Origin of the sequence: Streptomyces sp. M-16 (assembly GCF_052114405.1) — a bacterium.
In the GTDB taxonomy this organism is placed as follows: Bacteria; Actinomycetota; Actinomycetes; order Streptomycetales; family Streptomycetaceae; genus Streptomyces.
The window spans coordinates 136,662-147,944 of sequence record NZ_JBFRER010000006.1; the positions used below are offsets into that span (position 1 = coordinate 136,662).

The 11,283-nt window shown below is 70.9% G+C and carries 13 protein-coding genes; 7 read left to right on the top strand and 6 right to left on the bottom strand.

Annotated elements, in window-relative coordinates:
* The first annotated feature begins 748 nt into the window (after positions 1–748).
* A complete protein-coding gene (locus tag AB4039_RS05240) occupies positions 749–1,006 on the top strand; it encodes a hypothetical protein (protein ID WP_266846445.1) in 258 nt (85 codons plus the stop codon).
* The gene (locus AB4039_RS05245; protein ID WP_266846444.1) at positions 1,003–1,383 is read left to right on the top strand and encodes a hypothetical protein; all 381 of its coding nucleotides are present in this window, start codon (positions 1,003–1,005) and stop codon (positions 1,381–1,383) included. Before AB4039_RS05240 ends, AB4039_RS05245 begins: the two co-directional genes overlap by 4 nt.
* 289 nt (positions 1,384–1,672) lie before the next feature.
* Here the strand turns inward: AB4039_RS05245 and AB4039_RS05250 are convergent, their stop codons facing one another.
* From AB4039_RS05250 to AB4039_RS05260, 3 genes are all read right to left on the bottom strand, one after another.
* On the bottom strand, positions 1,673–2,215 hold the full coding sequence (locus AB4039_RS05250) for a nucleotidyltransferase domain-containing protein (RefSeq protein ID WP_442270107.1): 543 nt from the start codon (positions 2,213–2,215) through the stop codon (positions 1,673–1,675).
* 198 nt (positions 2,216–2,413) lie between these two features.
* Positions 2,414–2,773: a DoxX family protein gene (locus tag AB4039_RS05255; protein ID WP_442270108.1), complete on the bottom strand. Its 360-nt coding sequence runs from the start codon at positions 2,771–2,773 to the stop codon at positions 2,414–2,416.
* Positions 2,774–2,953: 180 nt separating this feature from the next.
* Positions 2,954–3,448, bottom strand: coding sequence for a cupin domain-containing protein (locus AB4039_RS05260; protein WP_266846441.1), 495 nt, complete (start codon positions 3,446–3,448; stop codon positions 2,954–2,956).
* 81 nt (positions 3,449–3,529) lie between these two features.
* Between AB4039_RS05260 and AB4039_RS05265 the strand changes: the two genes are divergently transcribed.
* On the top strand, positions 3,530–4,381 hold the full coding sequence (locus AB4039_RS05265; protein WP_266846440.1) for a LysR substrate-binding domain-containing protein: 852 nt from the start codon (positions 3,530–3,532) through the stop codon (positions 4,379–4,381).
* Positions 4,382–4,654: 273 nt separating this feature from the next.
* On the opposite strand, the gene AB4039_RS05270 is transcribed toward AB4039_RS05265, so the two are convergent.
* A complete protein-coding gene (locus tag AB4039_RS05270) occupies positions 4,655–4,993 on the bottom strand; it encodes a peptidase inhibitor family I36 protein (protein WP_266846439.1) in 339 nt (112 codons plus the stop codon).
* A gap of 356 nt (positions 4,994–5,349) precedes the next feature.
* On the opposite strand from AB4039_RS05270, the gene AB4039_RS05275 reads away from it, so the two are divergent.
* Positions 5,350–5,880, top strand: coding sequence for a hypothetical protein (locus AB4039_RS05275; RefSeq protein WP_266846438.1), 531 nt, complete (start codon positions 5,350–5,352; stop codon positions 5,878–5,880).
* 154 nt (positions 5,881–6,034) lie between these two features.
* Here AB4039_RS05275 and AB4039_RS05280 read toward each other — a convergent pair whose 3' ends face one another.
* Positions 6,035–6,541 (bottom strand): CAP domain-containing protein, encoded by a 507-nt coding sequence (locus tag AB4039_RS05280; protein ID WP_442270109.1) that lies wholly within the window; start codon positions 6,539–6,541, stop codon positions 6,035–6,037.
* A 679-nt stretch (positions 6,542–7,220) separates the two neighbouring features.
* Here AB4039_RS05280 and AB4039_RS05285 point away from each other — a divergent pair.
* Together AB4039_RS05285 and AB4039_RS05290 are read left to right on the top strand one after the other, a co-directional pair.
* A complete protein-coding gene (locus AB4039_RS05285) occupies positions 7,221–7,805 on the top strand; it encodes a TetR/AcrR family transcriptional regulator (protein WP_442270110.1) in 585 nt (194 codons plus the stop codon).
* Between the two features lie 83 nt (positions 7,806–7,888).
* Positions 7,889–8,872, top strand: a complete 984-nt coding sequence (locus tag AB4039_RS05290; protein ID WP_442270111.1) for a zinc-binding dehydrogenase — start codon at positions 7,889–7,891, stop codon at positions 8,870–8,872.
* A gap of 176 nt (positions 8,873–9,048) precedes the next feature.
* Here the strand turns inward: AB4039_RS05290 and AB4039_RS05295 are convergent, their stop codons facing one another.
* A complete protein-coding gene (locus tag AB4039_RS05295) occupies positions 9,049–9,762 on the bottom strand; it encodes a BTAD domain-containing putative transcriptional regulator (RefSeq protein ID WP_266846434.1) in 714 nt (237 codons plus the stop codon).
* 306 nt (positions 9,763–10,068) lie between these two features.
* Here AB4039_RS05295 and AB4039_RS05300 point away from each other — a divergent pair.
* Positions 10,069–11,283, top strand: a 1,215-nt coding sequence (locus tag AB4039_RS05300) for a S8 family serine peptidase (protein WP_442270112.1), incomplete at its 3' end; no start/stop codon positions are given.

An 11,283-nucleotide genomic window follows, 5' to 3' on the forward strand; every position in this document is an offset into this window, starting at 1 on the left:
CCTTCCATTCGAGCCACACCCTACGGTCAAAGTTCTCCAAAGGTAAGTCTTGACTTACTTGTTGAAGTTATGCCCCTACAGCTGAATCCGTGACGGCTGACCGTATTGCGTATCGCGTATTCCTCCCTTCCGTATATCGCCAATTGCGCTTCCGATGCCGGCCTGCCTAGTAATGGGCTAGCCCGCCGGGGAGGCCGGCGATGTTTCGCCGCGCTCGGGAAAAGGGGGAGGTCCTGTGGTCGGCGGCCACCGTCTGCTCCCGCCAAGGGGACGACGAGGCGGTCCACGCGTACCTGGCGCAGACCGAGGTGGCGCTCTCGATCATCGGCATGCCCGTCCGGCACCAGGAACCGCTGGTGCTCCGGGCGCACCTCGCGTTCGAGGAGGGCCGCATGCGACGCCCGCGCCGCCCACGACCGGCTCGACTTCGACAGCCTGCTCCTGATGGAGAACGCCGAGCGGACGGCCCCCGCCCAGCGCTGACCGGCCGCGTGCGTGCCGTGGGAGACCAGCCTCTCGAAGCACCCGGCACGGGGAACGTCACGTGGACCCCGGACGCCGTCGGCGGGGACGTCGCCGCTGTACCGCCGCGGTGACCGGCGCACGTCCGCCGTCATCCCCGGGGCGGGAGCGCCGCGCGCAGTCGCTCTCTGAACGGGATGCGGCCCGAACCGGCCCCCGACCGGGCAGCGGTTGTACGGGTACGGGTACGTACCCGTACCCTAAAGGGATGGGAAGGAGCACCACGATGTCCGATGCCAACGTGAGAATCCCCGAGGAAGCCAAGGACAGGCTGGCCGCGATCGCCGCCGCCGAGGGACTGTCCCTGCGCGCCTATCTGGCCCGGCTGGCCGAGACGATGCTGACGCCGGCCGAGCGCGCCGAGCGTGCGGAGAAGGCGCAGGCCGCGTTGCGGGCCTGGAACGGGTACGCGCCGACCCCGGCCGAGCAGGACGAGCTGGATGACGAACTCGACCGGCGTCTTGCGCGGGTGCAGCGCCCGTGAGCGAAGCGATGCACATCGTGCTGGACGAGACGGCGATGGCGGCGGCCGGGCAGGGCAACGTGCTGGCCTCCCGCCTGATCCACCGCGCCCACGCCGAGACCGGGTGGTTCCTCTACGCCCCCTCCTGCGCACTCGTCGAAGCCGACCGCGCCCGCCCCGGCACCGCGGAGCACCTGGCCGCCCTGCCCGGCATCACGGTCCTGGACCTGGACCTGCCCGCCGCCCTCGCCTTGGCGCAGCAGGAGACGTGGGCGGCCGCCCACAGCCAGCACGCCGCCCAGCCCACCGCGGACCGGCCCGACGGCGCGATCGTGGCCACCACTGCGCCGAAACGCTGGGAGGGCCAGCCCGTCCGGATCTTGGACCTCACCCCGTGAGCCGGCGGGTGCGTCCTCGCTGATCGTGGTGCTGAACCGCCTGCCGTGAGAAGGCCCGCGCCACCCAGCCCTCTGGCGCTCCCACCTGGCCCAACGTGGCACGGGAACGCCCTACCCGGTAGGCCGCGTCCGGTTCGGCGCAGTGGCGGAACCAGTGCGACACGTTTCATCCGCAGCAGCTGGTCGTGCCAGAGGGCGCGAGGATGCGCGGTACGGGCGTCGATCGGCGATGCGTAGGCGCACCCGTTCTGCCACGCGCGACGTCGGCTGCTGCCCGCCTCTCCAGTCCTCATGCCGGGCGGTCATCCCGCTCTCTCAGAGCCGTCCGCAGCCGGGTGATGTCCTCGGCGTCCTTCCTGCGGCGCGGTCGGCCCGGAACCCAGACCGGCGTCATCCGCTTGATCTCGATCTGGGCGTGGGGACTGATGATTCTGCACTCCAGCGCCCCGATACGGCCTGGAGGAGTGTTGAGCATGCCGTCCGGCCACACCTCTCCGGCCCAGGGGCCGCCGACGACCACAACGCGCCCGGACCTGTCCCTGCCCAGGAGGGCGAAGCTGCTCTCCACCCCCTCCTTGCAGAAATCGAGCTGCTGCCCGGCAGGTGGCCCGGGCAGCGGGTCATGGCCGGAACCAAGCAGGCCCTCGGTCAGAGTGGAGGCGTCATCTGCCCAGGCGAACCAGTCGATGTCCACATGGTCACGCGTGACCCCGCCGATGAAGAAGTCCATGGCCCAACCCCCGCGGAGCCACACCTCCACACCGAGAGCCTTCGCGATTTCTACCGTCTCGCCGATCAGCCGAAGCTGCCGAGCACTGTGATCCCTGTCCACAGCCGTGCAGGTTACGCGGCAACCCCGGCCACGGCAGCTCGATTTGCCAGCTCCGCGAAAGGGGCGAACGTTGCGTGACGAGGCAGTAGGGGGAGCATGCCCCTCTGCCAGCGCACCCTCCGCAGTGCAGACGTCGGTGGTCTGCGAAGCTGCCGGGTCCGTACTGCTCGGCAAGTTGCTTGTCGAGGCAGTGCTCGCTCAGAGCCCGGTGGCCAGCCAGACGGTCACGGCCGCCGTGGCGATGAGCCCGACGTTGAGTGTGATCGAGCGGTCTTCGCCGGTCAGGTGGACGGCGACCGCGCCCGTCTGCAGGAGGACGAACCCGATGGCCGCGGCCGACGCCGACCAGGGAGCGATACCGGTCAACGGCGGCAGGACCAGCCCGAAGGCACCGAGTATTTCGACCGTCCCCAGCGCTCTGACGGCGGCCAGGGGCACGCGGTCGACCCAGGCCATCATCGGTCGGAGTCGGTCACGGCTGCGGATCACCTTCATCGCGCCCGCGTAGAGGTAGAAGAGGGCGAGCAGTCCCGCGACGATCCAATAGGCGGTGTTCATGATTCCCGTTCCCGGGCCACCGGATTCTCGGGAGCCCGTCGATCGCGTTGAATGCCGGAAAGGTTCCGGGCAAGCCTCGGGCGAAGGCCCGGCTCATGACCGGAGGGGCCCTGCCGCCGAGAGACGGAGGAGCGCCCCGGCTTGGCGCTGGGGGAGCGCCGCCGGGCCTTCCCGTCGGCTTCAGGGGGAGCCGGTGGCGGGCTCGGTCGCGTAGCGGCTCATCGCGTCGATGCCGGCCTGTGGCGTCATCGGCCGGCCGGTGGCAAGCACGTCCTGAAGGTCTCGGAAGTACTGCACGTACAGATCGGGGGTGAACGTGCTGAGCATGACGGCGGGGCGGTCGGTCGGGTTGGCGAAGGTGTGCGGGGTGCCGGGCGGAACGATCACGAGCGTGCCCGCGGAAGCGTCGTGGTCCTCGTCCCCGACGGTGAACCGCACGGTGCCGGAGAGGATGTAGAAGCCCTCGTCGTGTCCGGCATGACGGTGCTGCGGCGGTCCCTGGGTGTGCGGGGCGAGGACGGACTCGGCGATCGCGAGGCGGTGCCCGGTACGGCTGCCGTCCTCAAGGATGCGCATGCGCGTGGGGCCCAGGAGGATGGTCTCGCCGTCGCCGGGACCGACCACCGATACGGCGGGGCCGGCCTGTGGCTCGCTGGTCTTGGTTTCTTCGGTCATGCCCACCAGTGCACGGCCAAGGCCCCACGGCTGTCCAAGACCCATTCCGCAACGCCGATATCCCGTGGGTATCGTTGCAGCGTGGAGCTACGGACCTTGCGCTACTTCGTGGCCGTCGCCGAGGAACTCCACTTCGGCCGGGCCGCCACCCGACTGCACATGAGCCAGCCGCCGTTGAGCCGGGCGATCAAGCAGTTGGAGGCCGACGTCGGGGCCCTGTTGTTCGCGCGATCGGCCGCCGGCGTCAGGCTCACCCCGGTCGGTACGGTGCTGCTCGACGAGGCGCGGGCACTGCTCGACCATGCCGACCGCGTCCGCCTGCGCGTGAGTGCGGCGGCCGGCGTCGCGTCCATCGCGGTCGGCATCCTGGGTGACGGCACCGACCCGGCGGCCCTCAGGCTGGCGGCCGCGTACCGCCGACGCCACCCCGGCATCGACATCCTCATCCGGGACACCGACCTGACCGACCCGACCTGCGGGCTGCGCACCGGGCTGGTCGATGTCGCCCTGACCCGGGCGCCGTTCGACGAGACTGCCCTGACGGTGCGTGAGCTGCGGGCGGATCCGGTCGGTGTGGTCCTGCGCGCCGACGATCCGCTGGCCCGGCACGACCGACTACGGCTGGCCGACCTGAACGACCGCCGCTGGTTCCAGTTCCCGCAGGGGACCGACCCCCTCTGGCAGTCGTACTGGAACGGCGGCATGTCGCGCGAGGGCCCGGTGGTGCGCACCGTCCAGGAATGCCTGCAGGCCGTGCTGTGGAACGGCACGGTCGGCCTGGCTCCGCTCGGAGACGACCTGCACGCGGAGCTGGCCGTGGTGCCGCTGATCGACATGGCGCCGAGCCGAGCGGTGGCGGTGTGGAACAAGGGTGACGTCAACCCGTTGATCCGGTCCTTCATCGAGACCGCGACAGTCGCGTACCGCCACTGAGTTCCCGTCGATCGGGGACGTCGTAGTGCCGGCAGTACTGCTTCTACGGGTCCGCCGTACGCCGTCGCCTGCGCGGGAAGCCGGCTTTGCGACCCCGGGCAGGCTCTGGGGTCTGGCCATCGGCCAGGGCGGTCAGCGCTGCTGTCGTTTCGGTGCCTGGGGGGAGAGAAGCGGCGCTCGACGTGCCGCTGGGGAGCGGGTCCGGATCGGATCAGGCGGATGTGGGGCGGGCGCCGCTGCGGATGCCCACCCCCACACGTCAGCCGGCCGGGGTCAGAGCTCCCACTCGACTCGTTCCACCGTGTCGTTGTGCTCCTTCGGCTCTTCGAGCTTGTCGCCGGCCCTCAGGATGCGCGTGAGCGTGCCGTTCTTGCTGATCAGCTTCGCGTTGCTGTCCGTGTTGTTGACCCACGACGAGACGTTCTTGTACATGCTGGCGCCGTTGGGAAGGGGCAGGAGCTTGAGGTCCACCGGGTGGCCGGCCCCGATTCCGTATGCCTCGCCCCCGCAGTTGTAGTGCCGCCACAGGCCCAGGGTCTTCGGCGGACAGGGTGAACCCTCAGGGGGACTGACCACTACGACACCGCTGGGCAGCCCCTTGGTCGCACTCATGGATCGCTCCGCTCTCTCGTCCCGCCGGCCTTTCCGGCGGGTGCGGGATCAACGTTCCACGGGAAGCCCTTGGCGTATGCCCATGGCATAGCTTGATCGTTTCTGCTGTGTACATGACCACCCGTCTGGCCGAGCGCCAGGCCTGGCGCAGCCGGCTCCTGGTGATGGACGTTCGTGAGGTCATTGCGTGCGGGGGTCCACGCCGGGTTCCGTGTACGAAACCAGCTGGTTCGAAGAGGTTCCAGGGCGGGAGAAGGTCCGCTTCTGATGGCCGCCGCGGGTCGGGGATGAGCCGGCCCGCCTCTGTGCGTCGCCGTTCAGGATGAAGCGCAGCACGGGCAGTAGGCTCACGGGCTGTGAGCCAACTGGGTGAGGTCGGGAAGACGCGCCATCTGGTCCTTCATGACTATGGCATGGGAGGTCTGTGGTGGTGGGTGTGGGCGGGCTCTGCCGAGGAGATCGTCAGTGCATGCGCCGAAGTCGAGGTGATCACGAACCCGGACTCCGTCAGAGGCGCCGAGACGTGGGACCTGCAGGAGGTCCACCTTGACGCTCCGGATCCGAATCCGCTGTCCGGCTTCCGCGCGCAGAGGGATGCCCAACGCGGTCAGCCCGGGTTCGCCGTCCTGGCGGGACGAGACCGTGTCTACTTGCGCTGGCCGCAGTTCGAGGACGGAGAGGTCTTCTTGATGGAGCTCGGGCCGGACGGACGGCGGTTGCGGCAGGTTGAGACCGGTCCCGACGGTGGCGCGGTCAAGACGAGCGCCGAGGACTGGCCGTTCAACTCACCGTTCGATCTTCATGATCCGCAGTATGCGGCCATGGAGATCGGACGTGATGACTTCGAGGCGGCATGGCAGCGAGCCCGTCGGGATCCCGAAGGCTGATCATTCGGGCGCCCCGGCTGCGCGAGGTCGGCGGAATCGTTGCCGGCGGGGGTCCTGGGCTCCGAGGGCGGTGTGCCGCAGCGGGCTGGTCAGGGCCCCGGGTCGGGGAATTCGTCGAAGCCCGTACGGGCGGTCGGCCCCCGCGCGGAAGTGGTCAGGTGTAGCGGCAGACGGTCACGCCGGCTGCGGCACCGCATCCCATCTTCGTGTAGTTCTTCTGGACCATGTTCCAGTAGTGGCCCCAGTTCCTGTAGCTGGGGTCGTTGGTGTCCCAGTTCGGGCCGGCCGCGTCGTAGGCGGCCTTCTCCCCGGCCCACTGGGACACGGCCTGGGACGGTCCGGCGCCCGACATGTTCTCGGCTCCGTTGTTGAAGCTCGTGTCGTGCGCGAGCCCACTGGCGTGGGAAGCGGGGTTGTCGGCCCATGCCTGCGCACCTGAGGCGAGAGCCGCGTCCCAGGCGATGGGCGGGGCGCCTTCCGTCTGGCGTATCGCATTGGTGTCGTTCAGGAGGGCCGCCTGGTCGGCGGGGCTGACCTCGGAGGGAAGGCCGGCCGGGACGGCGGCGGAGGCCGTTGCGCCCGCCCCCAACATCATTCCTCCGGCCATCAGCGTTGCCGCAAGGGCGATGGCGCGCCGGCGTGTACGAGAAAGTCTTGTCATGGCGACTCCCTGGTCGCACGGAAACAGCGGAGAGTGCCGGCGCGGTTCACGACCGTCGACCGTCGTGGGAGGGGGCGAAACGGCCGGCAGGCGCGATGGCGACTGAGCCATCGGCGACACGGTGTTTTCGAAAGGGCGGCCCATGGCCGCCTCCCCTATGGCCAGCGTATGTCCAGGTGACGGGGGTGGCGACCGGGGCTGCGGGACGGGCACCGGCGCGACTGCTCCGGCGTTGGCGGGCGGGTGGCCATGCAGGCGAGTTCCGAGAGCGTGGTCCGCGGATCCCGGCACCGTGGCTGCTGCGGACCGGCGAGGTTCGCCCGGACCCGGGACGGTTCGGCAAGGTCCTGTTGAAGGGCGGGGAGGCCAGGGCCGCGCCGATGAAGTGGACTTGCGGATGGTCGCCGCACAGCGGCGCGAGATCCGGAAGGACGCCGGGCTCCAACGGATGCCGGCTCATGCCGGGTTGGCGATCGCGGCCGGTAAGACGCCCCGGCTGTGCTCCGGGCGCCCGATGGCCGTCCGCCTGGCCGACCTCGACATCATCCGCGAGGTGCCGGACCGCACGACAGCCGGCCTCCTCGTCCCGGAGAGGGGAAGCGTCCGGCCGGAGACCGCGACACGCGCCGGGCGAGGCGTCGCCCTTGTTCTTGAATGGTCACTCATGTATTTTTGTCTCATGCCCCGACCCCGCGAGTTCGAGCTCGACGCCGTGCTGGACCAGGCCATGCTGCGCTTCTGGTGGCAGGGCTACCGGGCCACCTCGATCGAGGACCTCGTGAAGGCGACCGGGGTGAAGCCCGGCAGTCTCTACAGCGCGTTCCCCGGCGGCAAGCGCACGCTGTTCCTGAAGTCGCTGGAGCGCTACTCCGCGTTGGTCGTTCCTCAGAAGCTCGGCGAGCTGGCGGCGCCCGGCGCCTCGCTGGCCGAGCTGCGCGGCTATTTCGACGGATTGGTGAGCGACCTGCTCAGTCCGGAGGGCCGGCAGGGATGCCTGCTGGTGAACACCGCGATCGAGAACGCGGCCGAGGACGACGAGGCCGCCGCCGTCGTGCGCGGCCATCTGGCCCGCCTGGAGCAGTGCATGGCCACGGCCCTCCGCAACGCTCGTGACACCGGCGAGGTGCGCGCCTCGGTGGACCCGGGCGGCAGCGCCAGGCTGCTGGTCGCGACGTGCCAGGGGCTCATGGTCGTGGGGAAGGCGAACCCCGACGGGGTGGTACTGCGCGCCATCGTCGACAACGCCTTCGCCGTCCTCGTCTGACAGCTCCACCCGGGGCCACCGCATGCGGTGGCTCTTTTTCGGCCCCAATAGATGAATGACTATTCAAGAACGGAGCCCGCTCAATGAAGGCCATCGTCATATCCACCTACGGCGCCCCCGAGGTGCTGCACATCACCGACCTGCCCGACCCCGTGCCCGCACAGGGAGAGGTGCTGATCCGGGTCAAGGCGTTCGGCATCAACCACGCCGAGGCATACATGCGCGCGGGTACCTGGGGCGATGTCGCGGCCGTCCCGGGGATCGAGTGCGCGGGATCGGTCGAGGCCGACCCCTCGGGCCGCCTCGCCCCCGGAACCCGAGTCGTGGCCCTCCTCGGCGGCATGGGCCGCACCCGGAACGGCAGCTACGCCGAGCTGGTCACGGTACCGGCCACCAACGTGGCAGTGGTGAACTCGTCACTGGGATGGGCCGAGCTGGCGGCGGTTCCCGAGGTCTACGCGACAGCGTGGAACGGGCTGTTCGGCAACCTCGACCTGCGCCCGGGCGAGCGGGTCCTGGTGCGCGGAGCGACGTCCTCCCTCGGCCAGGCCGCCGTCAACCTCGCCGTCGTCCACGGCGCGAGGGTACTCGCGACCACCCGCAACCCCGCGCACGCGCCGCTGCTGAAGGAACTCGGCGCCGAGGAGGTCCTCATCGACGACGGCCACCTGGCCGCCCAGGTCAACAGAGGCAGCCACGACGCCGTTGACGCGGTGTTCGATCTCGTCGGCAACAACGTCCTGCGCGACTCCCTGGCCGTCGTCCGCCCCCGCGGCCGGGTCTGCCAACTCGGCTTCCTCGGCGGCTTCGAGCCGGTACGCGACTTCAACCCGATCACCGATCTCCCCACCGGCGTCCAGCTCAGCTTCTTCGGCAGCGCCTTCGTCCTGGGAAGCCCCGAATTTCCGCTCGCCGACGTTCCGTTCGACGAGATCTACGCCAAGGTCGAGTCGGGGGTGCTGTCGGCGGGGCCGGCCCGGACCTTCCGTTTCGACGAGATCGTCGAAGCCCACCGGATCATGGAGGCGGGGGAGGCGCTGGGCAAGATGACCGTCACCGTCGACTGAGACACTGTCCGCCTTCGCCGGAGCCGGGGGCCGGAAACGCCGCGCCTGATGCCCTACAGCCCTACAGCGCCCTACAGCGTTTCCGGCTGCCCGGTTGTCTCCGCAGCCTTCCGGCTCCCGGCCCTGCCGACCGGCGACCGGCGACCGGTGACCGGCGACCACCGGACGCCGGACGCTCAGACCGAAGTGAGGTCCTGGACCAGTCGCGTCATGAGCGGGGACGGATCCACCTCCAGCTCACGGCGCAGCAGCCGCTGGTACTCCTTGTAGCGCTTCACCGCGCAGGCCGTGTTGCCCTCCGCGATGTGGATCTCGATGAGGATGCGGTGCGCGGTCTCCCGGATCGGGTCGATCTCGGTGGCCGTCAGCGCCGTCTGCAGCGCCGCCAGGTACTCCCCGTCCCGCCGCAGCCTCTGCGCCAGGCTCTCCAGGGCGTGCAGCCGCACCTGGTCCCAGCGCTCCCGCTCCAGGACGAGCCACTCGTCCGGCCAGCGCGGCAGCAGCTCCTTCCCGAGCATGGCCGAAAGCGCCTCGGCGTCGGCGGGAGGCAGGCCGTCGCCCGTCGCGTCCTGGGCTGCCCGCCAGCGCGCGCTGTGCAGGTCCACGTTCACCACGGGCGCGAGCAGCAGCCGGTGGTCCACGCACTCCACCATGGGCAGGGGAGCCGTGCGCCGCGCGTGGCACAGGGCGGTCCTGAGGTTCGCTGACGCCCTGCTCGGGCTGCAGTCGGGCCACAGTCGCTCGGCTGCCGCACCCCGGTACACACCGGCCGTGTGCAGGGCGAGCAGCGCCAACAGGCGCTGTGTCCCGGAAGGGAGGGGGATGCGGCATCCGGCGTACGAGAGCTCGAACGCTCCGAGCAGTTCAAGGTCTACGCCGTTCGAAGACACATCCCTCACTGTGCAACCGGCCGGTGGACCACGCATCCGCACCCACCCCTTCATCTGCCCCCACAACCGCCCCGATGCCCCGGTCCCGCGCCGCCTGCCCGATTTCCGCGGCGCTCCGGGCACCCCGCCGTCACGGGTCTGACCGGCGTACAGACGTTCCCGCAATGGTCCGGAAACGCTCCGAAGACGCCGTGACGACGACGTTTGGACATTACGGGTGACGGACCGGGGACGAGGACCTCCGACGCTCGTACTCGGCATGACTTTCGGTACGCGGTGCCCACGGGCACGGAAAGCAGGTCCGAGATGAGGCCTCGGGATGTCCTGGGGGACCTCGGCGCACGGCCGGACGCACCGTTCGGCGACCCGCGCGTCTGCGTGGCCCTGCTCGACGGCCCGGTCGACCTGTCCCACCCCTGTTTCGCGGGCGCGGACCTCACGCGTCTGGACACCCTGGTCCAGGAGCCCGCCGGGCACGGGCCGATGTCCCGGCACGGTACGCACGTCGCCAGCCTGATCTTCGGCGGCCCCGGCACATCTGTCGCCGGACTCGCCCCGCGCTGCCGCGGCCTGCTCCTGCCGGTCTTCCGGGACGACGGGAACGGCCGGGTGCCGCAGCTCGACCTGGCCCGCGCCATCGAACGGGCCGTCGAGGAGGGTGCCCACGTCATCAACATCAGCGGCGGCGAACGCGCCCCCGACGGACAGGCCGACTCCCTCCTCGACCGGGCCCTGCGGCTCTGCGAGGACCGCGGCGTCCTGGTCGTGTCCGCCGCCGGGAACGACGGGGCCGACACCGTCCAGGTACCGGCCGCCGTCCCCTCCGTCCTGGCCGTCGGCGCCGCCGCCGCCGACGGCCGGCCGCTCGACATCAGCAACTGGGGTGCCGCCTACCGCACCCACGGAATCCTCGCCCCCGGGCAGGACATCGAGGGCGCCGCACCCGGCGGCGGCCTCGCCTCCCTGACGGGAAGCAGCTTCGCCACCCCCCTCGTGACCGGCACCGCGGCGCTGCTCGTCGCGGCCCAGCTGGCCGGCGGCGGGGCGGCGGACCCGAAGGCCGCCGGGCAGGCGCTGACCGCGACGGCGACCGCCCCCGGCGACTGCGCCGACCCCGAGGCCCCGGCCTGCAGGCGCGGGCTCGGCGGCAGTCTCGACACCCCCCGGGCGTACGCCCTCGTCACCACCAGGAAAGAGGAGACACCCGTGACCACCCCCGCTTCCGCTCCTGCTCCCGCTCCTGCTCCCGCTTCTACTCCGGCTCCGGCTCCGGCTCCGCAGGAGGTCCCCGCGCCACCGGCCGTCGCCCCCGCGTCGTACGAGGCCCCGGCCGCCGCGCCCACGCCCCCCGCCGCCGCGCCGGTCGCCGCCGGTGTCACCGCCGGCGGCGCACTTCCCCCGCCGCCGGCCGCACCGCCCCGGCCGGCCGCACCACCCCCGCCGGCCGCACTGCCCCCGGTCCAGGCCGCCCAGGCTCCGGCCCCTGCCGCCCCGGCCCCGGCGCCCGTCGCGGTCCAGGCC

Bases quoted from the DNA above. Each gene is read 5' to 3' on its own strand.
- AB4039_RS05260 (WP_266846441.1), bottom strand. From the start codon at position 3,448: ATGACCGAAGAAACCAAGACCAGCGAGCCACAGGCCGGCCCCGCCGTA.
- AB4039_RS05290 (WP_442270111.1), top strand. From the start codon at position 7,889: ATGAAGGCCATCGTCATATCCACCTACGGCGCCCCCGAGGTGCTGCAC.
- AB4039_RS05270 (WP_266846439.1), bottom strand. From the start codon at position 4,993: ATGAGTGCGACCAAGGGGCTGCCCAGCGGTGTCGTAGTGGTCAGTCCC.
- AB4039_RS05255 (WP_442270108.1), bottom strand. From the start codon at position 2,773: ATGAACACCGCCTATTGGATCGTCGCGGGACTGCTCGCCCTCTTCTAC.
- AB4039_RS05280 (WP_442270109.1), bottom strand. From the start codon at position 6,541: ATGACAAGACTTTCTCGTACACGCCGGCGCGCCATCGCCCTTGCGGCA.
- AB4039_RS05285 (WP_442270110.1), top strand. From the start codon at position 7,221: ATGCCCCGACCCCGCGAGTTCGAGCTCGACGCCGTGCTGGACCAGGCC.
- AB4039_RS05240 (WP_266846445.1), top strand. From the start codon at position 749: ATGTCCGATGCCAACGTGAGAATCCCCGAGGAAGCCAAGGACAGGCTG.